We start from the raw sequence: 25707 nt of genomic DNA on the forward strand, positions 1-25707 counted from the left end.
GAGCATATCTTGCTTGGCGGTGACAACATGGATTTAGCTCTTGCCTACCGCCTGAAGATGAAACTGGCTCAAGAGGGTAAAGAGCTTCAACCATGGCAAGTTCAAGCAATGACTCATGCTTGCCGTGATGCAAAAGAAGCGCTACTCAACGATAGCGAACTTCAATCAGTGCCAATTGTGGTGCCTAGCCGTGGTTCTAAGCTGCTTGGCTCAACACTGAAAACGGAACTGACGCAGCAAGAAGTTCAACAAACTCTTGTTGATGGATTCTTCCCGAAAGTTGCGGTAAGCGAGCACCCTGTACAGCGTAATCGTGGTGCACTGACCCAAATGGGCTTACCTTACGCGCAAGATGCGGGTATCACACGTCACATCGCAGCCTTTTTGACCAAGCAAGCCAACGCACTTTCTGGCGCCGATGAAGCACCGACACAAGATTTCAACCCATTCGCTAACATGCCAGGCATGCCGGGTGGCGAGTCTACGCAAGTAAATGACTTTATTAAGCCAACCGCTATCCTATTCAATGGTGGGGTACTGAAATCAACACTGCTTGCGCATCGCCTTGAAGAGACAATCAACCAGTGGTTGATTGATGCTGATAACGAGATGGCAAAGCGCTTAACTAGCGTTGACTTAGATCTTGCCGTTGCAAGTGGCGCATCCTACTACGGTAGTGTTCGTCGTGGTCAAGGCGTTCGTATCCGCGGTGGTATCGCCTCTAGCTACTATGTCGGAATTGAAAGTGCCATGCCAGCAATCCCAGGTATGGCTCCTCCAATGGAAGCACTTTGTGTTGCTCCATTTGGTATGGAAGAGGGTTCGAGTGTTGATGTACCAAGTCAGCAATTTGGTTTGGTCATCGGCCAACCCGTTAACTTCCAATTCTTCGGTTCAACGGTGCGCCGTGACGATCTAGCAGGTACGCACTTAGACCACTGGGCACCTCAAGAACTAGAAGAGCTACCTGAAATTCAAGTGACGCTGCCAGTTTCTGAAGGACGACGCGAAGGCGAAGTTGTTCCTGTCACCCTAGCTTCACGTGTGACTGAGTTAGGCACTCTCTATTTAGAAGCCATTGCAGCAGACAATGGTCAGAAATGGCATGTCGAGTTTGATGTCCGAGAGGATGTAAGCTCAAACTCACAACAAGCATAACCATCTACGGCACCTTTGGGTGCCGTTGTTTTACGTTTAAGGTGACCTATGGCATCTCCTCGATTCTTAGTCGGTATTGATTTAGGTACAACCAACACGGTTGTCGCATTCTGTGAGATTACCGATGACCTACAAAACTCTGCCGTCTCCCTATTTGAAATAGACCAGCTAATTGGCCCTGGCGAAGTGGTTCGTAAGCCGCTGCTGCCCTCTTTCCGCTACCATCCTGCGGCGGGGCAAGTGTCACCCTCAGATTTAACACTGCCATGGGACAACGCGCCCGTGTCCGGTGATATCAGCCAAGTGATTGTTGGCGAATGGGCTCGCGAGCTTGGCGCTAAAGTCGAAGGTCGTCAGGTCTCCAGTGCCAAAAGCTGGCTCTCACATCAAGCGGTAGACCGTAGCTCAGATATTCTGCCTTGGGCAGGTGCAACAGATGTTGATAAAGTCTCCCCTGTGATTGCCAGCGCGAGCTACCTCAACCACATTCGTCTTGCATGGAACTACCGTAACCCAAGCAATAAGCTCGAAGACCAAAATGTGGTAGTCACGGTTCCGGCCTCATTTGACGAAACTGCTCGCAAACTGACACTTGAAGCGGCGCAACTTGCCGGCTTAAACAAGATTGTCCTGCTCGAAGAGCCTCAAGCTGTCTGCTACGACTGGTATGCACGCCACCAGCAAAGTGCTGCTGACGAGCTTAAAGATTTACCACTGATCTTAGTCTGTGACGTTGGTGGTGGTACAACCGATTTAAGCTTGATTGAAGCTAAATTCGACCAAGGTGAGCTAGCACTTGACCGCATTGGTGTTGGTGAACACTTGATGTTAGGTGGTGACAACCTCGACCTCGCCTTGGCTCACCTTGCAGAGCAACGATTTAATCAGAATAAAAAGCTCAACGCAGCCAGTTTTACCAAACTAATTCAGCAAACCCGTAAAGCCAAAGAGAACTTACTCTCAGCCAATGCGCCCGAAGAAGTAAAAATCACTATGCTCGGTAGTGGTTCTAAACTGCTTGGCGGCACGAAGAGTATTGGCCTTTCTAAACAGGAAGTGCATCAAATTGCGCTCGACGGTTTCTTCCCGCTTTCAGAATTCAGCGACACTCCAGATAAAAGACGCAGTGCCGTGGTTGAATTCGGCTTGCCTTATGTGGCCGATCCTGCGGTGAGTAAACATGTTGCTGAGTTCTTAAGCCAGCATCAACAGGTCTCAATGGCTGCCCTGAATCAACAAGACACCAACAAACCTGCGATTCCCGTTGCTTTACTGCTCAACGGTGGTGTATTTAATAGTGAACTTGTCACCGAACGCGTAACACAGTTACTTGGCAACTGGCGTGGTGACAATGTAACAGTGCTCGATAACCCTCACCCAGATTGGTCGGTTGCACTAGGCGCGGTTGCGTTTAACAAAGCTCGCCGCGGCGCACAACTAAAAATTGGTGGCGGTGCTGCTCGCTCTTATTTCCTCCACCTGCAAGAGAAAAACAAAATTGGTAAGGCGCTATGTCTACTGTCGAAAGGCACCGAAGAGGGTCACGAAATCAGGCTGAGCGGTCGCCGGTTCTCATTGACACTAGGCGAGCCGGTTCGTTTTAACCTGCTGACCACAACCCACGATACGTTGTCCAACAATACTGCGATTCAAAATGGCATCATGGTGGACATTGACCCAGATTTGTTCGCGCCTTTGCCGCCGTATATTTCGACTTTAGAAGGTGAAGGTGTAGAGCTACAGGCCAACCAAAAAGAGCGCGTAGAAGTTCAGCTCGCTTGCCAGTTAACCGAAGTCGGCACCCTGAAAATGGAGTGTGTCCATGTTAAGGATGACAATAAGCGTTGGGAGCTGGAGTTTGAAGTCCGTAACCAACAAGCGGACGAGCAGATTGAACACAACCTGCACCCTCGCCTACCAGAATGTAAAGAGCTGATTTCTCGCATCTATAGCGGCAACAAGAAGAGTGCAGATTCAAAAGAGATCAAGACTCTGGCTAAAGAGCTAGAACGCAAACTGGGTAAGCGCGACGAGTGGGACTTCACCACCCTGCGCCAACTGTTTGATGCCTTTGCACTAGGACGTAAACGTCGTCGTCGCTCAGAGCCACACGAGAAGAACTGGCTGCGCCTAGCAGGGTTCTCGCTCCGTCCTGGGTTTGGTGACGCCACCGATTCATGGCGCATTGAGCAAGTTTGGGGACTCTACCAACAAGGGATTCAGTTTAAAAACCACCAAGGTTGGACAGACTGGTGGGTATTCTGGCGTCGCATCGCTGGTGGATTGAGCCAAGAGCAGCAAGAGAACATTTTGGCTGACATCGCCAAGTACCTCCATCCGGGCGCGATGAAGAACCCTCAATCGGCAAAAACTGCGCAAGATATGGGTTATGAGTCTATGGTGCGGCTTGCAGCGTCACTCGAACATCTTGAAGTGGAAGACAAGGTTCTACTCGCTTCTTGGTGTTTAAGCAAAGCCATCAACCATAACCAGTTTGAACAAGCTCATTGGTGGGCTCTAGGCAGGCTTGCCTCTCGTACTCCGCTATACGGCAGCCAACACAGCGTGATTCCTCGTGAACAAGCTGAACAGTGGCTACCTAAGCTACTGGAACAGAATTGGCAAAAAGAACCAATGATCGCCTTTGCTGCTGTGATGATCTGTCGTAAGACAGGCGATCGCTTGTTTGATATCTCTGATAACTATAGAAACCAAGTACTAGCTAAACTCAAACAGAGCAAAGTTCCTGAATCATGGGTAAGCTTGGTTAAAGAGGTAAAAGAGCTGTCTGAAAGCGAGTCTAAACGTGTATTTGGTGATGCTCTGCCAAGTGGTTTAACCTTAGTCACTCAATAAAGTAGTAACACTCCGGTGAAAGCGATATTTATGTCGCAAAGTCTCATTTGTCATCATCACAGACAGATTGCTGTCAACGATGATCGCTTTGACTGGAATTTTCCACTAGTCTGATTGGGATTCAGCCTTACCCAGCAAACACCAGAGACTAAAAACACAGAAAGCTTAAGGATTTAGCTTTCTAAAATAGCAAGAGAAAGACAAATGGATTTATCTTCAAGCTACAGAATGCTGGCTCTATACAACCAGCGCATGAATGCACAACTTTTAGAGGTTTGTGAAGAGCTCAGCATCGAACAACTCAACCAACAGACTCATTCATTTTTCCCAACCGTGATGGCCCACTGGAACCACATCCTATTTGGCGATCTGATCATGCTACAGCGCTTGGTCGCGAATGAGATCTATTACTTAAGCAATAATCAACGCAACAAGTTACCTACTGCGAAACGCATTCACGACACCTTTGTTACCACGCTAGATCAGCTAAAAATCCTGCGCACAACCGTCGATCAAATCTACGTTGATATGACCAAAACCTTCACGGATGAAATGTGTCAACAACAAGTGACTTACATTACAACTGAAGGTAATGAAATGAAGCGTAATGTTGGCGAGTTCTGTCAGCATATCTTTAACCATCAAACTCATCATCGCGGGCAACTTACGGCGATTCTGGCCCAACTGGGCGTGGATTTTGGTTGCACAGACTTGCCTATAATTGTGCCCGAAGGTTCAAAAGCCCTAAGCCAATAGCGCGACTTTGATTCGAAAATAACGGAGTGATGATGTCAGCTTTCTTCGCCGGTTTTTCCCTAGGGCTATCGCTAATTCTCGCCATCGGTTCGCAGAACGCGTTTGTCTTGAAGCAAGGGCTTAAGAACCAACACGTGTTCATAATTTGTGCGGTTTGCGCGCTCTCTGATGCGATACTCATTAGTTTCGGCGTCGCAGGCTTTGGCGCCATCGTTAATCAGTATCCGCATATAGAAACCATTGCTCGATTTGGCGGCGCTATTTTCCTCACAGTGTATGCCTTACTCAGTTTCAAATCCGCGTTTACTGCCCATCATGGGATGGGAGCTAGTCAAGCAAGCGATACCTCGTTACTCAAATCAATATCAATCTGTTTAGCGTTCACCTGGCTTAATCCACATGTCTATCTCGACACCGTGGTGTTGCTTGGATCTATCTCTACCCAATATCAGCCGCAACAGTCGCTATTCGCCTACGGTGCAATCTGTGCTTCTTTTGTTTTTTTCTTTTCGCTCGGATATGGCGCTAGACTATTAGCCCCGCTATTCAGTCAACCTAAAGCATGGAAAGTGCTCGAGTTTTTAGTTGGAACTATCATGTTGCTCATCGCTTTATCACTGGTGTGGTAAATAAAAGTTTGCGGTTCCATAATCATGTAATTTCCGCTAAGCTGTCTCTTCTATCAATTATGGATTGCTCAGTTGTTATTTAGTCGCTCAATTCTTTCTGCATTTACGTTTGCTTGCCTGCTAATACTCTGTAGTACGGCGGTCAGCGTGCATGCTAGTGAGCAACTGTTTGAGTCTATCTCACCTAAGATAATCAGTAGCGAAAACCACTATCAGTTAAATCCTATCAAGTGCTTAAAGATAGAAGAGTATAGCCAAGCTTCTGGACACTCCTGTTGTGGCTCTAGCTGCCTACTTAAGTTAACCAACTCGCAATCAATATCGACACCCTTCGTTTCCTTGCCAACTTTGGCACCTTTAAACATAGATGAGATTGGCAAAGCTATCGCGCGTGCGCGTACTTTGTATCGCCCTCCTATCGCTTAACTCTTATTTGTAACTTGTCCTCTTAACACAGTGGTTGTGTTGAGAGCTTAGCGCTATTTGTTAAATAAGATTTTTATAGGATTCAGCAATGAAAAAGCTATTCACTCTTTTGTCATTCTTACTATTTTCCGTAGCTGCACATGCAGCGCAATTCACTGAAGGTACCCACTACACGGTACTAGACGCCGAGAAGTCAACGACACCTAAAGTCACTGAGTTTTTCTCTTTCTACTGCCCTCACTGCTACCAATTTGAGCCAATCGTAGACAACTTAAAAAACTCGCTTCCAGACAATGCGAAGTTCGAAAAGGTACACGTTGCTTTTATGGGTGGAAGTATGGCGGTGCCAATGGCTAAGTCTTACGCCACCATGGTTTCGCTAGACGCAGAAAAAACCTTGGTTCCGGCAATGTTCAAGCAAATCCATGACTTGCGCCGAGCGCCAAGAGATGAACAAGAGCTACGCCAAATTTTCATTGATAACGGAATCGATGGCGCCAAATTTGATGCGACTTACAACAGTTTTGTCGTCAACTCTATGCAGCGCAGCTTCGACAAGCAGTTCGCTAAAAGTACGCTAACCGGTGTTCCGGGTGTTGTGGTGAACAATAAGTACATTGTTAAAGCCGATAAGATTCGCTCACCAGAAGAGTACAACCAGTTGGTTAACTACCTTCTGACGCTCTAAGTGCGAGTGAGCGACAATAAAAAGCCAGAGCATATTGCTCTGGCTTTCTATTTGGTCACCGTTATTGGCCGCGTATCGCCGCGTTAAGCTCATCCATAAACTGGGGATGACTTTCTAGAAATGTCTTCGAAATGTACACACCAAACTCTTTTTCGACTTGGAGAGTTATCTGGTATCTGGTGTCATTAGGGTAAGCCGCTTTGAAAACTTCTTCTGCGACCAATACCGCACTCACTTGTTGGCTATCTAACATCCCAACGAGCTGTCGAATGTTTTCAGCGGGATGGGCAGGATCATAACCAGATTTCATCAACCAACGATTAGTATTCGCATTCAAAAGGCTAGCAACCTTTTCTCCCGGTTGAGCGACTGACAACAGCTCCGCCCCACTACCCGCTAATCGTACCCAAACCCAGCGATTGGTCATAATTGACTCGGAAAAAACCGCATATTTGTCCCGCTCATCATTACGTGACGCCATAAAGAACCCGTCAGAGCGGCCGTTCTTTAACTCAGCTAACGCCCGTCCATGATTGGAGCCAATACTAATCGAATAGTCGACTCCAAGTACTTCTAATATCGGCTTCATTCTATCTAGTCCAATTCCACTCTGATTGCCATCACTGTCTATGGTGGTATATGGGGGAAAATCCGGACAAAAGAAGTGCATCTCATACTGAGCATGTGCGTAACTCACACTGGCGCATAAACAAATCAATAGAGCGCGATACAAATGTCGTCCTGCCATGAAATCAGCCTATAAAAAGTAAGTTCTTTTAATATAGGCTCATCTCAGGAAGTTCTCCAATTAATCAACAAATTAACCATTTAGTGGCACAACTATCATTAATGACAACCTCATGCATAATCCGGTTCATAGTACTCAGCAACACACCTCAGTAAAGACAAGAGCGCAGCAGCAAGCTAATATGGGTTTGCCATACGAAAAGAAACAAAAACGGAGAGACCATCTTGGCACTAGAAAATTTCAATGATATCTACCAACGCGCCGCTGATCGTAAGGGCGGGACTGATGCTCTCGAATCATTGCTGTCTAAGCCGCTAACTATCGATCAACTCAAGCAGATTCCAAACGATAGGTGGTTGTCAGCGTTTAGCATGAAGGTCTTTCAAAGTGGTATATCGTGGAAGGTGGTTCGTAATAAGTGGCCTAACTTTGAAGAGGTGTTCTTTGGTTTCAAGGTCGAGCCGTTATTGATGCTTTCCGATGAACAGTGGGACAACAAAGCGAGCGATACCCGTATCATTCGCCACCATGCCAAAGTGAAATCTATTCACGCCAACGCACAGATGTTACATGAAGTATCACTCGAACATGGTTCATTCTCAAATATGGTTGCCAACTGGCCAAGCGAGGACATCACTTCGCTGTGGGGCTATCTGAAAAAGCACGGTAATCGCCTTGGAGGGAACACAGGTCCGTATAGCTTGCGCCAAATGGGCGTTGATACCTTTATCCTCTCTGGTGATGTTGAAAGCTACCTACGCGCCTGTAAAATCATCGAAGGTGGTAGAGATACCAAACGCTCTCTACTCGCTGCCAATCAGGCATTTACTCACTGGCAGCAACAGAGCGGTCGCTCACTGACTGAAATCAGCCAAACCATCGCGTTCAGTACAGGCGACAACCGCGTTTAGCCACACAATGTATCAACGCACAGACTGCCACTGCTCTCTGGTAATTTCATAAAGGCAGTGGCGTTCTAGTGCGTGACCTTTGGGCAATTTGGGATGGTCAAAGTCTTGGCCCGTGTTGGTCATACCTATTTTTTCCATTACCCGTTGTGAAGGTGTATTCGACAGAGCAGTAAACGAATACACACGCTCTAAGTTCAGTTGTTCAAACGCAAATTCTAGCGCTTTAGTAGCGGCTTCAGGAGCTAACCCTTTACCCCAATGCTTGGAATCAAGTCGCCAGCCAATCTCAACAAACGGAGCATTGGGTAAGCCACTCTCTTTATCTTGGCCAAGTAGACCAACAAAGCCGATAAACTCTCCTTTCTCTTTAAGCTCTACCGCCCAAAATCCCCAGCCATGTTTTTCAATATAGCTACGACCTCTGCCCGCTTGAGCAGTACTTTCTTCCGGCGTTAATACTGATGGGAAGTACCGCATAACCTGCGGATTGGCGTTAATTTGGCAGTAAGGCTCAATATCTGAATCTTTCCACTGCCTTAGACGAAGTCTCTCGGTTTCTAGCACTGCCCTACCTCCAATGTTGGCGTTGTTAATATCCATATATGCACTATGTTTAGTAGTGATAATAGTAATCTGATCGCACATAGTATGGAAAGGAATCTGTATGTTTCTAACACGACTAATCTATGCGAGCAAAATCTCTGATGGATTTAATCTAGATACCGTCGAGAGCATAGTGCACGCTGCAAAAGAGAGTAACCAACGCATGAACGTGACGGGATTGCTCTGTTTTGATCGTCACTTCTTTCTTCAATGCTTAGAAGGTTCACGAACTCACGTAAACCTCATCTACCAACGAATTTTGAACGACAAACGTCATACCGATATCATCATGTTAGATTACCGCGAGATTAGTGCTCGTGAATTTAGCAACTGGTCGATGGGGTACATTCCTTCAACGAGCCTTACCGCCCCTATAAACCTTAGGTATTCAGGTGGTAGCGAGTTCAACCCGCATGAAATGTCGGGTGAAAGTGCCTATCGCCTTATGTTGGAGCTCAAGGATGCTTTGCCTACGGTTTAGCTTAATGAGGCTACTATGCGTCTATTGTTTTGATGACTTTTTCACACAATCGTTTCAACTCTAGCAGCTCATCTAACTCGAGCTGGATTTTGCATTTCATTTCCGCAGGAACTTGCATGGCCGTTTGCTTTAAGCTGATACCTTCTTGGGTCAGCTTTAGGACTCTCACTCGCTCGTCCACTTCGCTTCGCTCACGCAGCACAAATCCTTTGCCTTCTAGTCGCTTTAGTAGTGGCGTTAAAGTTCCAGAGTCAAGGTGCAACCGTGACCCAATGTCCTTCACGCTGATACCATCATTCTCCCACAGCACCATCATCACTAAATACTGTGAGTAGGTTAGCTCTAACTTATCAAGCAAAGGCCGATAAGTTCGAATAACAGCATTCGCCGCGCTGTAAAGAGGAAAGCAAACTTGATTGTCGAGCATCAAACTCTCTTCACCCATTGCTTGGTTGTCTGTTTGGCAAACTTTCATCTCATCACCTAAAAAATAAATTGCGCACAATATACTTGCAAAGCATCTTAGTTTCGATCTAATATTGCAAGCAATTAAATTGCACACAATCTAAATTGAAGGTAATAACATGACGACTCTATACAAAACTCAAGCAACAGCATTAGCAGGTCGAAACGGTCAAGTTAAAACAGATGATGGTCTACTGGACTTAGAGCTTTCATATCCAAAAGAGATGGGTGGCTCTGGCGCGGCAACTAACCCTGAGCAGCTGTTTGCGGCTGGCTACTCGGCATGTTTCTCTAACGCAATTTTGCACGTGGCTCGCGAAGGAAACGTTGCTCTAAAAGAAGCGCCAGTAACAGCAGAAGTTGGTATTGGTCCTAACGAACAAGGTGGTTTCGCATTAACAGTCAGCTTAGCCGCATCACTCGCACTGCCTCAACAACAAGCGCTTGAGCTGGTTAAAGTGGCTCACCAAGTTTGTCCGTATTCAAATGCGGTACGCGGCAACATCGACGTTCAAGTTACCGTCAATGGTGAAGCGATTTAATCCCTCGCCCACTGCCTTTATAAAACAAAAATGCCGACTCTATTGCCGGCATTTTTGTCTCACTTAAACGTTATGCTTGGTAGCTATTACGAAGCTCTTTCGCCGCCAATACCATGTTGGCGAGTGAAGCTTCAGTCTCTTGCCAATTACGTGTTTTCAATCCGCAATCGGGATTCACCCAAAGTCTCTCAGCAGGAATCTTTTCCGCTGCCTTTTTGAGTAAGCCCTCAATCCACGCTTTGGTTGGAATATTTGGCGAGTGAATATCATACACACCAGGGCCAATTTCATTCGGGTAGTTAAAGTCTTCAAATGCTTTGAGTAGCTCCATGTTTGAGCGTGAAGTCTCAATAGTAATTACATCAGCATCCAATGCAGCGACAGATTCAATAATCTCATTAAACTCTGAGTAGCACATGTGCGTGTGAATTTGTGTTTCAGGTTTGGCACTGGCCGCGGATATCTTAAATGCGTTGACGGCCCAATCTAGATACTCTTGATGATCGCATTTCTTAAGTGGTAAACCTTCACGAATTGCTGGTTCGTCAATTTGGATAATGTTGATCCCTGCCGCCTGAAGGTCTGACACTTCATCACGCAATGCAAGAGCTAGTTGATCGGCAATCTGCTTGCGACTGATGTCTTCGCGTGGGAATGTCCAACATAAGATCGTTACCGGCCCGGTCAACATGCCCTTCATCTGTTTTTCGGTCAACGATTGCGCGTAAGTAGACCACTCAACAGTAATCGGTTTTTCGCGCTCTATATCAGCAACCACTATCGCGGGTTTAACGCAACGGGAACCATAGCTTTGCACCCAACCAAATTTGGTCGTTTGGAAACCAGCTAAGTGCTCGGCAAAATACTCTACCATGTCATTTCGTTCCGCTTCGCCATGTACTAGCACGTCGAGATCTAACGCTTCTTGGCGCTTTACTGCATCGGCAATATGGCCCTTCAGCGCTTGTTGATATTCTGCATCCGATAGCTTACCTGCACGATAAGCGCTGCGCTGAACACGAATTTCACTCGTCTGCGGAAACGAGCCTATAGTCGTGGTCGGGAACAGTGGTAAACCTAAGACCTCGCTCTGATGCGCGGCGCGCTCGGCATAAGGGGCGCTTCGCTCTGCGAGTTGCTTGGTAATGCTATTCAAGCGTTGCTGGACTTGCGGCTTGTTGACTTTGATATCCGTTTTACGTGCTTGAATTGGCGCGCTATACGTATCACAGGCGAGAATCGCTTCTTGGCTTCCGTCTAGAGCCTGACCAAGTAGAGCAACCTCCCTCACCTTCTGTTTCGCAAATGCAAACCAATCACGTACTTCTTCGCTAAGGGTTGTTTCTAGCTCTAAGTTGACTGGACTGTGCAGTAGCGAACAGGAACTGGCAACCCAGAGTCTGTCTCCAAGCTTATCTTTCACTGGTTGTAACAAGGCAAGTTGTGCACTGAGATCGGCTCGCCAAACATTGCGGCCATTGACCACACCAGCAGAAAGCACCCACTCCTCTGGTAGTTTTGATACAACGTGTTCGAGTTGCTGTGGTGACGCGGATAGGTCAACGTGTAGACCGTCTACTTGCAGCTCAACGATTTTATCTAGCGTATCGCTCACTGAGTCAAAGTAAGTGGTTAACAGAACCTTTATATCGCTGCGAATCACTTGATAAGCTAGCTTAAACGAATCCAGCCACGGTTTTTCCAGTTCAAGAGATAAAATAGGCTCATCAATTTGCACCCATTCCACACCCAGCTTTGATAGCTTAGCCAAGATAGCTTGATATGCTGTCAAAACCCGTGGTAGTAGCGACAGACGATCAAATCCTTCTTCAACTTCTTTACCTAAGTAGAGGTAGCTCAAAGGCCCTAGTAGAACAGGTTTTACCTTGTGGCCACCTTTAATCGCTTGATTCACTTCATCAAATAGCTGTGGCCAACTCACCTCAAACGTATCGTCTTTGCTAAATTCTGGAACAATATAATGGTAGTTAGTGTTGAACCATTTGGTCATGTCTGAAGCAGCATTGCCGCTACACTCACAATTTGCCTGAGACTGACCGCGACCAACTTTAAATAGCGTATCTAAATCCGGGAAGCCATCGCGATGACGCTTTGGCACATGGCCTAGCAACAAAGTTGTCGTGAGAACATGGTCGTACCAAGCAAAATCACCGGCGGTAACAAGTGCTAGACCCGCATCGGCTTGGGTTTTCCAGTTATTTTCTCTTAACGTTGAGCCAAGATTTTTAAGCTCAGCCTGATCAATCTCACCACGCCAGTACTTCTCTAGCGCAAATTTCAGCTCACGTTTTTCACCAATGCGAGGGTAACCTAGTATATGCGTATTAGTAAATTTCATGTTCCCTCACATCAACTATCAATGAATTGATCAACAGACGGAAAAGCTTGTTTAGACGTCTAGATGTTTACACCGCTTTAAAAACAGGTTAGGTTAATATTATTCATGCTATTTACGCACTACCTGAGGCAAACTAATGATCGAACTTAAACACCTGAGAACATTACTCACGTTGCGTGACACTGGCTCGCTTACAGCAACGGCGACGACCCTGCACCTCACTCAATCTGCGTTATCACACCAGATTAAAGATCTCGAAGCTCGGATCGGAGGCCAGCTGTTTCTGCGCAAGACACGCCCGGTTAAGTTCACTTCAGAAGGTGAAATCCTATTGAATCTGGCGGATGAAGTTTTACCCAAGATCGCAAGGGCTGAAAATGAAGTCGCCAACTTAAAGGAAGACGTAAACGGCCGACTGCACATGGCGATAGAGTGCCATTCATGTTTTCAGTGGCTAATGCCAGCATTAAAAGAGTACCAAGTCGCTTGGCCAAGCGTAACGCTGGACTTTTCATCCGGCTTTGGATTCGAGCCACTACCAGCACTGATGGCCGGCGAGCTGGACTTGGTGATCACATCAGACATTCAGCCTCGCTCAGAAGTGCATTATGAACCCCTGTTTGATTTTGAAATGCGCTTAGTCACCTCGATCACTCATCCGTTGGCCAATAAAACGAGCATTGAGCCCGAGGACCTAGCCGATCAAACCATGCTCTCATACCCTGTGCAGAAAAATCGCCTTGATGTAGTCAAACACTTTCTGCAACCGGCTGGCATCGAACCAGTAAAGTGGAAACAGGCAGACAATACCTTGATGCTGATCCAGATGGTTTCGGCGGGACTAGGTGTTGCCGCTTTGCCCAACTGGGCGATCAGTGAGTTTTCTCGCCAAGGATTGATCACCAGCATTCCTTTGGGTGAAGGGTTATGGCGACGCCTGTTTGCAGCGACGCGAAATACCGACAAGTCTAAGCGTTACCTGCAAGCGTTCTTTACCACAGCGAGAACGCAATCGAAAAGTCATTTAGATGGGATTAAAACGGTATAGGTCATAGATCAAAGAGAGGTGCCTGCGCACCTCTTATCTCTATCTGTCGTAAGACTTAAATTGGTTAGTTAAGGGATCGTATTGATAGCCAAGCACATCGAGTTTACCCACCACGGATTCAACATCCATTTCATACATAGATGCTAACTCTTCAAACGAGTCACACTCTAAACGCAGCTTTTCATTGACGATACCCAATAAAATTATACTGTCAAAGCTTCCAACATTACTCAGATCCATTACTGCCTCCTTTACGCCTTCGCTCCTTAAAGCGTAGTCATAAAATAGCGGCTGAACAGTGAGCTAAGTCTAAATCTTTTCCTCGTTTACAGAGCGAACAGTGCCTGATTCGATGAAGTTGCAAGCAGCATTAAAGCTAAGGCACAAGCGAGCTGTCCTTTGTTAACCTCTTTAGACCTCAGCAAATGCAAACACCACATCAGTACAGAAGCAATCATGACACCAAAACCGACGAGCAAAGGAGCCGTCACGGCAGTTTGCGCTTCACTATCTAAACCAAAGGTTTTAAGCAGGATCGCTAGGCTTATCAGCATTGCTGACACAACACCAGAAACAGGCAAAATGCGGTGGAAGGCCTGTAAACGCGTTCGAGCTACAGTGAGAAGCAGATGAGCGAGCAACGCGCCTAACAGTGCAACCTGAACCAAAACATTTAAACCCGAAGCCAACGAAGCTTGGGCGACAATCTCAATCGCAACGTATGACAACGCAAGACCGTTGGCTAAATACATCACCCATATTGGCCCTTTCTCGCGCGTTTTCTTGGTTTGTACTTGAGTGTAAAAATAGGCAAGAGAAAACACGATCATCATGGCTTCAATACGCAAAGAAGCCACGGCTAACCATAAGATAGCAAGAGACGGCAATACCTTATGAATACGCCCTCTTTGACCAGGACAGATATCCCCTTTGACTAAAATTAGAGTAAGAATAAGCTGAGCACCCAATAGCATAGGCGCAAACACGGCTAGTAATTGCTGAACCATAGTCTCTTCAAAGATTTATTTTCGATAAGCTGCGGATAATAGCAGATTGAACAGTTTTAGCTATTGGCGAAGTGTTCCAAAATGTCCTGATTAGTGACGACGCCGAGATACTCGCCTGCATCGTTGACCACCAGCCAAGGCAACTTGATACCGGACTTGATGATCTCACCAACTTGCGTCAACTTAGTATTGAAAGAGAGCGAATAGACATTCGTACGCATCACTTGATTGAGCCGTTTACGTATTAAGTTAAGGTCTCTACTGGTTTCTAGCTTGGTCCCCAAAGTAGATGAGAGGTGGAAATTGAGTTCTTCGCGACCTACCACGCCAATGCAGACGTTTTTATCAATAATTGGGATAACGTCCAAACGGTACTGGTCCGAATCTAAAATGGCTCGCGCCTGTTCGAGCGTATCATCTGGCGACAATGTGGGAATATGCAGTTGAGAGATACTCAGAACTCCAACCTGACGTGCGTGCCCTGCACTGGACAAGAAACTATCGAGTTTTTCGTAATAACCCCAAGCGTTTTCAAGCTCACTCAGTGGCAATGGCTTAGAGAAATAGTAACCTTGGATATAATCGACGCCTAAGCTACACACCACCTCTAGCTCATTACGAGTTTCCACACCCTCCGCGACTACTTTCACATTCAAGGTATGGGCGAGCTGAGTGATCATTTTGACTATGTAATACTTGTGCGAGCCCTCTTGCAAATCTTTAACGAACTCGCGGTCTATCTTCAAAATATCAAAGTTACAATCACTCAAATAAGCGAACGAACTGTAGCCCGTACCAAAGTCATCGATGGCCACGGTGACACCTCGACGGCGAATATTACGCACTAAACTCGACTGACGCGACTCGCTATCAAAATAGGCACTTTCCGTTAGCTCAATCGTCACCGCATTTGGATTGGACGCGTATTGATGTACCAATGAATCCGCACTTTGTAGCACCTCATCAACCTCAAGCTTGGTATTGAGCGAGCGATTGATGGTTACACCTAACCCTTTACCAAACCTCGCATTGATAACATCAAGGTCTTCAAGTGCTTTTTTGCCCACACACCAATCGAGGTCAGAAACCAGATCGAGGTCTTCAGCGATCATCACCATCTCTTGAGTGTTAAGCATCTTGCCATTCGGGCCTTTAAAACGGCTGAGGGCTTCGAACTTAACAATATCCCAATTTTTTACATCCACTATTGGCTGATAATACACCTCGACCGCTTGAGACTTAATCAAGCGCTCCGCCCACTCTTCCAGCTCTTTACGTCTTAAAACCTCTTTATGCAGTGCGCCATGATAGAAAGTAATCTGCCCACGCTGGCTGCTTGTTTGCTCCAACATGGCTTGCACCGCATGGGAAACCAACTTCTTCGGCGTATGAGTATCGTGTCCCAACACAGACACACCAACACGGCCACTGATAATAGCGTTGTGTAACGTTTTGCCTGCAGTTTGGTTGAGAGTGGCGAAAAAGCGCCGAATGGTTTGGTGAATCATGCGAATTTGTGAAGGACCAGTCACCTTGTCACACTCTAAACATGCGACGAAATGGTTGCTTCCTAAATAACCAACATATTTAGCAACTTTGTTTTTGTTAAGGTGTTCAGAGAGCATAGATTTCAGTTCAAAGTCATCCACCTGAGCAAAGCTTGGGTGAAATGCCACCACCATGCTGATATTAGGTTCTGCGGTGTCCATCCACTGGTTTGTTATCGCGCGGGTAAACTGCTTCTCTGTTGGCAATTGAGTGAGTAAATCCACTCCGCCTCGCTCAACGTCCGCTATGCGATACAAGTTATTCGACAGGTCGAGGTAAACCCCAACATAAAAAGTGCCTTCAACCAAATTAATCTGCTGCAGGGTCAAATCTTGTGGGTAGGTTTTACCTTGAGCACTCTGAATCAGCACTATGCCTGACCAACTTCCTTGTTCTTCGACTTGATGCCAGATTTTTTGATAGAAGCCCGAGCTGTGTTTATCAGAATTAAGCACAGCCATCTGCTGACCAACCAACTGCTGGTTGTTGTAGTGACTGTGAGTGAGGAAGTAATCATTACAGGCAAGAATGGTGTAATTGCTATCGGCCAGTACCACCCCATGGTGAGGGTTATTGAACAACTGCTCGAACAGAGCGCTCAGCGTTGAAGTTGTGGCATGAAGAAACAGCAACGGGGTCAATACACCCTTTACTTTACTGTTGCTTTCAGCTTTAAACAGCAGTTCAACGTAACAGCACTGGTCATCACTCAGTTGCAAGCAGCAACAAAAACGTTGCTCTGTTCTTAACTTAGTCGCATCAACGAGTTGCGCCAACAACTTTGCCTGATCGTGGTAGCCCATACAGGGCAAAAGCACATTGCCTGATAACGTCGGGAGTTCGGAATTCAAGATCTGACAGCATTGGTCTTCATCTATGGTCAGTTGATGCTTGTCTAAGTCCCATACCCAATCCAACGAGCCTCCACCATGCTCGCCGATGGTAGATGACTGGGATACAGAACCTAGCTCTCGATACATTCGCCACTCTTTAGTTTAGTTAACCCTAATACTAAAGTTAGAACATTATTCTCTAAGTGACAGAATTATTATTAGCCAATCATTGGCTGAGGAGTAAATCTAACTCGCAAACAATAGTCCCAAACATAATGAGGTAGATAGTCATCGTCCAAGCCGTTATAATTCGCGCTCCCTGATTCAGAGAACAAAATATGTACAGCAACATCACTCCTATTCATGAGCATAAAAAGTATTGGGCGGAATGCTTTGGTACTGCACCATTTTTACCGACAAACCGAAAGGAAATGGACGCCTTAGGATGGGATAGTTGCGACATTATTATTGTCACTGGTGACGCGTATGTGGATCACCCGAGTTTTGGTATGGCGATCATTGGCCGCCTACTTGAAGCGCAAGGCTTTCGCGTTGGTATCATCGCTCAGCCTGAGTGGAACAATAAAGAAGCGTTTACCAAACTAGGCAGACCTAACCTGTTCTTTGGCATCACGGCAGGTAACATGGACTCGATGATTAACCGTTATACTGCAGATCGAAAGCTGCGCCATGATGACGCCTACACACCGAATAACGAAGGTGGCAAGCGTCCAGACCGCGCAACCTTAGTCTACTCTCAACGTTGCCGTGAAGCCTACAAAGGTATCCCTATTGTATTGGGCGGCATTGAAGCAAGCTTACGCCGCCTTGCACACTACGACTACTGGTCAGATAAAGTGCGTCGCTCAGTGCTCTTTGATGCCAAAGCCGACATCTTACTGTTTGGTAACGCAGAGCGTGCTCTGGTAGAAGTCGCTCACCGCTTAGCCGATGGGGAAGACATATCTACACTGACTAACATTCGTGGTACCGCTGTTAACCTACCTGCCGCACCAGAAGGTTTTAACCTTATTGATTCTTCTCGCATTGAAAAACCACGTAAAGAGGCATTCATTCCGCCAAACCCTTACGTCGTTGAAGAGCAGTGTGAGACCAAAGCCAAGACCGAAGAACCGGAAGCGAAGCCGATTACTATTCGCCCTTCGCGCCATGACGCGGCTACAACCGCAGTGCGTATTCCGCCATTCGAGAAGCTAAATAACGACCGCATTCTCTACGCGCACGCGAGTCGAATTATGCACTTGGAAACCAACCCATATTCTGGCCGTGCCTTGATTCAGCGCCACGGCGACCGAGAACTGTGGGTTAACCAAGCGCCAATCCCTCTTTCTACAGAAGAGATGGACTATGTGTTTGGTCTACCGTACGCGCGCGTGCCACACCCAATGTATGGTAAGGCGAAAATTCCAGCTTACGACATGATTAAAACCTCAGTAAACATCATGCGTGGATGTTTTGGTGGTTGTTCGTTCTGTTCGATTACTGAGCATGAAGGACGCATTATTCAGAACCGTTCAAAAGAGTCGATTCTGACCGAGCTAGAAGAGATCCGCGATAAAGTTCCGGGCTTCACAGGTACAATCTCCGACCTTGGTGGTCCAACGGCTAACATGTATCGTCTCGGCTGTAGCGATCCGAAAGCTGAGGCAAACTGTCGACGCCCGTCTTGTGTCTTCCCAGGGATCTGTAACAAGCTCAATACCGACCACAAGCACACCATCGACCTCTACCGTGAAGCTCGTAAGGTTAAAGGTGTTAAGAAGGTAATGATCGCTTCTGGTGTTCGATATGACCTTGCTATTGAGTCCCCTGAATACGTTAAAGAGTTGGTCACACACCACGTAGGTGGCTACCTAAAAATCGCTCCTGAACATACAGAAAAAGGTCCTCTCGATCTTATGATGAAACCGGGAATGGGTACCTATGACCGCTTCAAAGAGATGTTCGAGAAGTACAGCGCTGAAGCAGGTAAAAAGCAGTATCTCATTCCGTACTTTATCTCTGCCCACCCGGGTACAGAAGACGAAGACATGCTGAACTTGGCGCTTTGGTTGAAGAAAAACAATTTTGAGTGTGACCAAGTACAAAACTTCTACCCTTCGCCAATGTGTAATGCAACCTCTATGTATTACTCAGAGACTAATCCGCTTAAACGAGTAAAATACAAAAAGCGTGAAGAAGTCCCTGTGGCTAAAGGTGAACGTCAACGTAGACTGCACAAAGCCCTACTTCGTTATCACGATCCAGCTAACTGGCCACTGATCCGTGAAGCGTTAATCAACATGGGTAAAAAGCACTTGATTGGTGACAAGCCAAGCTGCCTTGTACCTGCAGAAGATGTCGATGCAAAAACTCCGGCACAGCGCCGTAAATCAGGACGCCACGGCTCACAACGTTTCGCGACTAAGCACACTAAGAGCCAACCTGGCTTTGAAAAGATGCACGGGGACAATAAAGGCAAAGGTAAAAACGGAAGTGGTAATAAGGGTGGCCAAGCCGCTCGTGGCGGAAAACCGGCAGGCAAAGCTTCTGGCAACCGCAATGGTAAACCATCTTCCAACCACTCTGGAAAGCCGGCGACAGGACGTAAACCTAAACGTCGCTAGACACATATAAAAAGGCCCAGCAGTTGCGCTGGGCCTAGTTTTAAAACGTATCTGTTATGCGTTCTGAGCTTCAAACTCTTGCATGAAGTCAACTAACGCTTGAACACCTTCAAGAGTAACCGCGTTATAGATAGAGGCGCGCATACCACCGACAGCGCGATGACCTTTCAATGCGACTAAACCACGCTTCTCAGCTTGCTCTAAGAACAAGCCATCTAACTCCGGTTTAACCAACTGGAACGGCACGTTCATGCGTGAGCGGTTGTCTAGATGGACGTTATTGACGTAGAAGTCTGAACCATCGATCTGGTTATACAGCAGCTGCGCCTTCTCTTGGTTGATCTTTTCCATTTCAGACACGCCGCCTTGCTCTTTAAGCCATTTAAAGACCAGGCCAGACAGGTACCAAGCAAAGGTTGGCGGTGTATTGAACATCGAATCTTTCTCTGCCAATACCTTGTAATTAATAAAGCTAGGCACAAGTTCGCTTGCCAACTCTAACAAGTCATCTCGCACGATCGCGATGCACAGGCCAGCCGGACCGATATTTTTCTGAGCACCTGCGTAGATAACGCCATATTTAGAAACGTCAATTTGGCGTGACAATATGTTAGATGACATATCAGCAACGATAGGTTTGTCGGTGACAGGCAGGTCGCTGATCTCAATACCATCGATAGTCTCGTTAGGGCAGAAGTGAACATAAGCTGCGTCTGCGTCTATCTTCCATTCACTCGCAGGCTTAACCGCTAGCTTGCCGTCTAGTTCAGTTTTAGCGCCAAACACATCCACTTCACAATACTTAGCGGCTTCTTTTACCGCGCTCTCAGCCCAGTAACCTGCGTCAACATAGGTCGCCTTTTTCGATGAGCCAAGAAGATTCAAAGGTACGGCAGCAAACTGAGCTCGCGCTCCACCTTGGCAAAACAGCACTTTGTAGTTGTCTGGGATATCAAGCAGCTCACGCAGCTCTTGCTCAGCCTCTTCGGCAACTTTAATGAACTCTTTACTACGGTGGCTAATTTCCATAACGGAAGTGCCTAAACCATTCCAATCAATGAATTCTTGTTGTGCCTTTTCCATGACAGCTTTAGGTAGCCCCGCAGGACCTGCACTAAAGTTATAAACCTTGCTCATCTACTCTTTCCTTGCGCATTCTTGATTTAGATATTGTTCGATTAATACCATGTTTTATCGATGATAAAAAGCAAGAAAAGAGGTCTTAAGACCTCTTTTCGCGTTAACGTAGGTAAATTATGCAATTTATTCAATTAAGGCTGCATTAAAGCGGGCCAAAGTAGCGCCATTAGAGGGATCTGCTGTCCGTTCTCAAACACTAAATTTCCTTCCTTTAGTTCAGCCTGAATATGATAGCCTTGCTCAGAGTGAGTTAGCCACTCCATCTGCATTGCATCATCTACGCCTTGCTTAATAAAAGGATATTGAACCACTAGGCCATCAGAGAAGGTGGTATCGAGATTACCCGTCAATGCAGGGAGTATTCGTGCAGGGTTCTGCGTCACATTATCCGTTCCTTGCGGTACTGTGATTTTCCACTTAGATTCAAACTCACTGTCATTGCCCAGTTTTACCGCCAACTTGTTCATTGCAAAGTAGAAGCCTTTAGAAAACAGACTTTCTACATATGGGATCGCAGCTTCGATATCTGCTTGAGTTGGCATTGGGTTGTTTTGATAAAGATTCATCAAATGCTCAAATGCTACGCTGTCTAAGTCACCAAATGAAAGGTCAATCGAGACACTTTCTACATCGCCCTCATCCATGACTAAGTTATTTAAATCAACAACATGCTGGCTACTCACTGTTTTGGCTGCTTCATCGTAGGAGCTAGCAAAGGTATATTTGCTCTGCTGTAGAGCAAACAGCGGCGATTGGTCGATATCAAATACTGACGCTTCGGCTAGATTGAATGTCTGCTTACCAATCCAAAAACTGTTCATTTTCCTACCATCACCCTGCCCTGTTAAGCCAGACAACAGCATCTTTTCACCAGAGTTAAAGTCAACCTCTATCGATGGAATATCCAAATCATAGGTAATATCACCAAGGACACTAATGTGACCTTTAATCTCAGATGGAGAAACCGAGACAATTGCTCCGCCCTCGCCTTCAGTAACCTGATTCCAGCTTGCTAGGCTCAGCACATAGTCCGTATTGCCGTTGAGTTGAGTAACGGTATCTAGACGCAAAGGCAGATCAGGTGCATCATCCAATACCGACTCCGCACTAAGGCTAATCAGGCCATGGGTAATATGGCTGTTCACTGTCAGTTCCGAAGGCATGCCATCTTGCGCTAATTGCTCGGCAAGTACCGGGTCATGGACGATATAACGAGTTTTAACCGTAGAAGATAAGTAACCACGGTCGTATTCAAGTATCTCTGCTTTGACAGAATCATTTGAAAGGTGAGCAACTCCATCTTGAATCACACTCTGTCCAATTTGTCCCACCGCTAACGGCCAACACAATGCAAGCGAGATAGCACCACCTATGGCGCCTATTTTTCTTAGATCCATGATAATTACGTCTTGTTTAGTGATTTCATTAAGTCTACACCAAAAAACCTTGAGTTAAATCAGAGTATTGGCTTTCCAGAAAAAACAAACAAAAAATCTCTTACTTAGCTCTCAATACGCAATGCGTATCCTTGGTAAAGTGAAATATGTCTGTGTTTAAATTGTAGCCTAGCCGTGAATCCATTTTCTGTACTTTGTTTAGATAACAACCCAGTCAGTATTGAACAGTTAAGAAAAGAACTTAGTGTATTTTCCGCTAAGTTCGATCTCCATACTGCTGATACCCTTGAAGATGCTCATGCGGCGTTAGAGTATTGCCTTGAGCAGAATCAAACCGTTGCGTTAGTCATCGCCAGTCATCATGAAAATTTTGATGGCGCAAACTTTTTAATTCAACTCGATAAAAACGCTCATACTCAAAGCGCGCGCAAAGTGCTAATCAGTTGTGGACAAGATATTCAAGCCATTTTATCGGCAGTCAATGATGGTCGACTCGACTACTGTCTCACTAAACCTCTACAAGACAGTTTAGTGCACAAGACCGCGCAAAAAGAGCTGACGACATTTATCCTCAAAAACGATAAAGAGAACTTACTCTCCTACAGCCAGGTACTCGATCAGCACAGACTTCTTCGCAGCCACATTGAGCAGAAAATGCGAAGTTACCGTGAAGGATTTATTACCGATCATCATAGCCTGTCAGACCAAGAGCTGGCTGAACAAGTCTCCTCGGCACTACTTGATTTCTTTGCCCAAGAAGATGAGAGTCGCGCGTGTAGAACATATTCTCCCGATCATCTATTGACCATTGAAGGTGAAGAGAACCAGTTCCTGTGGTTTATCACCAAGGGTGAAGTCGCACTGTATAAAAAAGACGATATTGGCATGCAGCGTGAAGTTGTACGACATAGTCAGGGAAATATTGTTGGCGGTATGTCTTTTGTCACCGGCGAACCCTCTTTTTCAACGGCGGTTACACTGTCTAAAACTGAAGTCATCAAGCTAGACCGTGAAGTATTTTCTAAGGTCATGCACTCCAACATGACTCTATTGCCACTCTTCACTAATCTGCTTCTGCGTCACTTCAATCGACGCTTACAGCGCAGTATCAATACCAAGCTAGAGCTGCAAAAAACACTAGAGTCTCTGGAAACTGCGCACCAACAACTGATTGAAAGTGAAAAGATGGCAATGCTTGGCCAGTTGGTTGCTGGCGTTGCTCACGAGCTGAATAACCCAATTGCCGCGATACTCAGAGGAACAGAAACCCTAACCAATAGAATTCAGCACCTTGTCGATAATCGCTCCATCGAAGAGGTAGGGCTAGCAGGAATTAGTGTACTTCAAGAAGGATTGACGCAAAGGCCTCGCTCTACAGCAAGCGAGCGTGAACTGACCAAACAACTTTTAGAGCAAGTCAATGACCGACGCTTAGCCAAGAAGTTAGTTAAATTGGGCTTAGAGAGAGATAGCGATTGGATTAGCCAAGCTCAGACTAAGCCTGAATTTACTCTGCATAAGCTAGAGCGACTCGAAGATTACCACCTCGCGGGAACCACATTGCGCTCTATTAACGTTTGCGCTGGCAGGATCGCTGATATGGTGAAAAGCCTAAAAGGCTACGCAAGAACTGACGACGAGAAATTCCACCTTATCAATATTCATGAGGGTATAGAAGATACACTTGTAATCTTTGAGAGTCGTCTAAAGTTCCATAAGGTCGAGCGAATATACCACGATATTCCTAACATTCAGTGCCAACCGATCGCCCTGCAACAAGTCTGGACCAATCTAGTATCTAACGCTATTGATGCCTTCCCGGATAAAGGAGAGCTCATCGTCGAAACCAAACACGTTCAACAGAATAACACTGATTGGGTCGTCGTCTCGTTTACTGATAATGGTGCAGGAATACCCGAAGAGACCCAACAGCAGATGTTCACCCTCAACTTTACCACCAAAAAGGAAGGCAATTTTGGTCTAGGTATTGGCCTTTCTGTGTGTCAACAAATTGTCCACCAGCACGGTGGCCGTATCGAAGTCGAGTCTATTATCAATCAATTTACTAAAATGTCGGTTTGGCTGCCGTTTAGTCAAAAGCCTAATGTCGCCAAGGAGCCCTAAATGAATAAATATCTTATTTTATGTGTCGACGATGAACGGGAAGTGTTAGACAGTGTAATGCAAGACCTTTACTGCTTTGAAGAGCATTTTATTCTCGAAGCTGCGGAATCTGTGCAAGAGGCAAAGACGCTAATCAAAGAGTCCCATCAAGAGGACGTAAAATTGGCACTTATTCTTTGTGACCACATTATGCCTGAGCAAACCGGCATTCAATTTTTGATCGAGTTGAATGAAGATCAACAAACTCAACCGACCAGAAAGCTACTATTGACAGGGCAAGCTGGGCTTGAAGATACGGTCGAAGCCGTTAATCACTCTAGCTTAGACTTTTACATTGCTAAGCCTTGGCAAGGTGATGAGTTACGGGAAGTGATCAAGAATCAGCTAACGACCTTTATGATTGAAAATGAGCCGGATTTAATGCCATGGGCTTCGACGTTAGAAACCGAACGCGTGTTCGACGCTATTGCTAAGAATCGAATCAGCTTCGGCGAATAAAGTCATTTAAGGCTCTGTATTAAAAGGAATACTGTTTAAAAAAGCACCACTTAAAGCATTTATGTGGCATGTGAATTGCTTAATACTACAAATAACGACAAAGCAATGACATTTTTATAGTGGCTGTTGCTAGGATGCATTATCATGTCGTAATTACTGTCATGGCGCTTATGTCGCTAAAGACCATGGAAATTAACAAGATATAGGTTTATCGTCCTTATGCGTAAAACAATCTTAGCTGCAGCTTTAGTGCTTGCATCTGGTCAATCACTGGCTCAAACCGATCCAAACAGCCTTTCGGTAATGAGCAACTTTAACTACGACTACCTAGAAGCTCGAATTGGTGCTAGTCCAGTGACGTTCGGTGCAGCAATGAGTAAGTCTATTCACCCAAATGCACATGTAATCGGTCGTATCGATTCTGAGTTCGAAGGCGACTACGACGCGGCGGCAGGTTTTGGCTTCCACGCTCCAATTAATAACTGGGCAGATTTCACAGGTGAAATGTTATTCCGCTTGGTAGATACCGGCAATGAGAAACGTTTCGGCTTAGACGGTGGCTCAGATACGGGTATGGAACTTAACCTTGGTATTCGCCAATGGCTTGGTCCACAACTAGAAGTGGGTGGTAAAGGTGCCTACATTTCTATCGATAACAAGAAAGAGTGGGCTGGTTCTGCGTACGCGCGTTTCCATTCGACTGAGTTATTTTCTCTTGGTGCAGAAGCACGCATTAACGATTTCTATGGCGACCAAGTCATGTTAACGACACGATTCAAGTTTTAATAACTAAATTAGAAGCAAATAAAAACCGAGGTTTTGAACACCTCGGTTTTTTTATGTAATTCCTTTTACATTAGAGC

General features: G+C 46.0%; 21 protein-coding genes and 1 pseudogene. 13 read left to right on the forward strand and 9 right to left on the reverse strand.

Annotated elements, in window-relative coordinates; translation table 11 throughout:
* The 5 genes and pseudogenes from QTO00_RS05375 to QTO00_RS05395 all read left to right on the forward strand — a co-directional run.
* A pseudogene (locus QTO00_RS05375) lies at nucleotides 1-1158 on the forward strand (Hsp70 family protein); the annotation flags it as partial.
* A gap of 48 nt (nucleotides 1159-1206) precedes the next feature.
* Nucleotides 1207-4014 (forward strand): Hsp70 family protein, encoded by a 2808-nt coding sequence (locus tag QTO00_RS05380; RefSeq protein WP_331423480.1) that lies wholly within the window; start codon nucleotides 1207-1209, stop codon nucleotides 4012-4014.
* Nucleotides 4015-4218: 204 nt separating this feature from the next.
* Nucleotides 4219-4770: a DinB family protein gene (locus QTO00_RS05385; protein ID WP_331423482.1), complete on the forward strand. Its 552-nt coding sequence runs from the start codon at nucleotides 4219-4221 to the stop codon at nucleotides 4768-4770.
* A gap of 32 nt (nucleotides 4771-4802) precedes the next feature.
* Nucleotides 4803-5399: a LysE/ArgO family amino acid transporter gene (locus QTO00_RS05390; RefSeq protein ID WP_331423484.1), complete on the forward strand. Its 597-nt coding sequence runs from the start codon at nucleotides 4803-4805 to the stop codon at nucleotides 5397-5399.
* Between the two features lie 514 nt (nucleotides 5400-5913).
* The gene (locus tag QTO00_RS05395) at nucleotides 5914-6513 is read left to right on the forward strand and encodes a thiol:disulfide interchange protein DsbA/DsbL (RefSeq protein ID WP_331423486.1); all 600 of its coding nucleotides are present in this window, start codon (nucleotides 5914-5916) and stop codon (nucleotides 6511-6513) included.
* A 61-nt stretch (nucleotides 6514-6574) separates the two neighbouring features.
* Here QTO00_RS05395 and QTO00_RS05400 read toward each other — a convergent pair whose 3' ends face one another.
* Complete coding sequence (locus QTO00_RS05400) at nucleotides 6575-7261, reverse strand: transporter substrate-binding domain-containing protein (RefSeq protein WP_331423488.1); 687 nt, start codon at nucleotides 7259-7261, stop codon at nucleotides 6575-6577.
* 224 nt (nucleotides 7262-7485) lie between these two features.
* On the opposite strand from QTO00_RS05400, the gene QTO00_RS05405 reads away from it, so the two are divergent.
* Nucleotides 7486-8172, forward strand: a complete 687-nt coding sequence (locus QTO00_RS05405; RefSeq protein ID WP_038207284.1) for a DNA-3-methyladenine glycosylase I — start codon at nucleotides 7486-7488, stop codon at nucleotides 8170-8172.
* A gap of 12 nt (nucleotides 8173-8184) precedes the next feature.
* Here QTO00_RS05405 and QTO00_RS05410 read toward each other — a convergent pair whose 3' ends face one another.
* On the reverse strand, nucleotides 8185-8772 hold the full coding sequence (locus QTO00_RS05410; protein ID WP_331423491.1) for a GNAT family N-acetyltransferase: 588 nt from the start codon (nucleotides 8770-8772) through the stop codon (nucleotides 8185-8187).
* Nucleotides 8773-8836: 64 nt separating this feature from the next.
* Here QTO00_RS05410 and QTO00_RS05415 point away from each other — a divergent pair, with 64 nt between their 5' ends.
* The gene (locus tag QTO00_RS05415; protein ID WP_038207281.1) at nucleotides 8837-9256 is read left to right on the forward strand and encodes a BLUF domain-containing protein; all 420 of its coding nucleotides are present in this window, start codon (nucleotides 8837-8839) and stop codon (nucleotides 9254-9256) included.
* 13 nt (nucleotides 9257-9269) lie between these two features.
* On the opposite strand, the gene QTO00_RS05420 is transcribed toward QTO00_RS05415, so the two are convergent.
* Complete coding sequence (locus QTO00_RS05420; protein ID WP_331423493.1) at nucleotides 9270-9731, reverse strand: MarR family winged helix-turn-helix transcriptional regulator; 462 nt, start codon at nucleotides 9729-9731, stop codon at nucleotides 9270-9272.
* A gap of 109 nt (nucleotides 9732-9840) precedes the next feature.
* On the opposite strand from QTO00_RS05420, the gene QTO00_RS05425 reads away from it, so the two are divergent.
* Nucleotides 9841-10263, forward strand: coding sequence for an organic hydroperoxide resistance protein (locus tag QTO00_RS05425; protein WP_331423494.1), 423 nt, complete (start codon nucleotides 9841-9843; stop codon nucleotides 10261-10263).
* Between the two features lie 70 nt (nucleotides 10264-10333).
* Here the strand turns inward: QTO00_RS05425 and metE are convergent, their stop codons facing one another.
* Nucleotides 10334-12622 (reverse strand): 5-methyltetrahydropteroyltriglutamate--homocysteine S-methyltransferase, encoded by a 2289-nt coding sequence (gene metE, locus QTO00_RS05430; RefSeq protein WP_331423496.1) that lies wholly within the window; start codon nucleotides 12620-12622, stop codon nucleotides 10334-10336.
* Between the two features lie 136 nt (nucleotides 12623-12758).
* Between metE and metR the strand changes: the two genes are divergently transcribed.
* Nucleotides 12759-13670 carry an HTH-type transcriptional regulator MetR gene (gene metR / locus QTO00_RS05435; RefSeq protein WP_331423498.1) on the forward strand — a complete coding sequence of 304 codons (912 nt, stop codon included), beginning with the start codon at nucleotides 12759-12761 and terminating at the stop codon, nucleotides 13668-13670.
* A 39-nt stretch (nucleotides 13671-13709) separates the two neighbouring features.
* On the opposite strand, the gene QTO00_RS05440 is transcribed toward metR, so the two are convergent.
* From QTO00_RS05440 to QTO00_RS05450, 3 genes are all read right to left on the reverse strand, one after another.
* Nucleotides 13710-13910 (reverse strand): DUF4250 domain-containing protein, encoded by a 201-nt coding sequence (locus tag QTO00_RS05440; protein ID WP_331423500.1) that lies wholly within the window; start codon nucleotides 13908-13910, stop codon nucleotides 13710-13712.
* Nucleotides 13911-13996: 86 nt separating this feature from the next.
* Complete coding sequence (locus QTO00_RS05445; protein ID WP_331423502.1) at nucleotides 13997-14677, reverse strand: hypothetical protein; 681 nt, start codon at nucleotides 14675-14677, stop codon at nucleotides 13997-13999.
* A 56-nt stretch (nucleotides 14678-14733) separates the two neighbouring features.
* Nucleotides 14734-17205, reverse strand: coding sequence for an EAL domain-containing protein (locus QTO00_RS05450; protein WP_331423504.1), 2472 nt, complete (start codon nucleotides 17203-17205; stop codon nucleotides 14734-14736).
* A 191-nt stretch (nucleotides 17206-17396) separates the two neighbouring features.
* Here QTO00_RS05450 and QTO00_RS05455 point away from each other — a divergent pair, with 191 nt between their 5' ends.
* The gene (locus tag QTO00_RS05455; protein ID WP_331423505.1) at nucleotides 17397-19685 is read left to right on the forward strand and encodes a YgiQ family radical SAM protein; all 2289 of its coding nucleotides are present in this window, start codon (nucleotides 17397-17399) and stop codon (nucleotides 19683-19685) included.
* Nucleotides 19686-19739: 54 nt separating this feature from the next.
* Here the strand turns inward: QTO00_RS05455 and serC are convergent, their stop codons facing one another.
* Nucleotides 19740-20822, reverse strand: a complete 1083-nt coding sequence (gene serC / locus QTO00_RS05460) for a 3-phosphoserine/phosphohydroxythreonine transaminase (protein ID WP_331423507.1) — start codon at nucleotides 20820-20822, stop codon at nucleotides 19740-19742.
* A 134-nt stretch (nucleotides 20823-20956) separates the two neighbouring features.
* Nucleotides 20957-22222 (reverse strand): DUF945 family protein, encoded by a 1266-nt coding sequence (locus tag QTO00_RS05465; protein ID WP_331423508.1) that lies wholly within the window; start codon nucleotides 22220-22222, stop codon nucleotides 20957-20959.
* Nucleotides 22223-22396: 174 nt separating this feature from the next.
* Here QTO00_RS05465 and QTO00_RS05470 point away from each other — a divergent pair, with 174 nt between their 5' ends.
* From QTO00_RS05470 to QTO00_RS05480, 3 genes are all read left to right on the forward strand, one after another.
* Nucleotides 22397-24346: an ATP-binding protein gene (locus tag QTO00_RS05470; RefSeq protein WP_331423510.1), complete on the forward strand. Its 1950-nt coding sequence runs from the start codon at nucleotides 22397-22399 to the stop codon at nucleotides 24344-24346.
* Nucleotides 24347-24844, forward strand: coding sequence for a response regulator (locus QTO00_RS05475; protein ID WP_331423511.1), 498 nt, complete (start codon nucleotides 24347-24349; stop codon nucleotides 24842-24844).
* 219 nt (nucleotides 24845-25063) lie between these two features.
* Complete coding sequence (locus QTO00_RS05480) at nucleotides 25064-25630, forward strand: hypothetical protein (RefSeq protein ID WP_331423512.1); 567 nt, start codon at nucleotides 25064-25066, stop codon at nucleotides 25628-25630.
* The last annotated feature ends 77 nt before the right edge of the window (nucleotides 25631-25707 follow it).

The sequence above is a fragment of the Vibrio sp. M260118 genome, from assembly GCF_036533755.1.
Classification (GTDB): domain Bacteria; phylum Pseudomonadota; class Gammaproteobacteria; order Enterobacterales; family Vibrionaceae; genus Vibrio.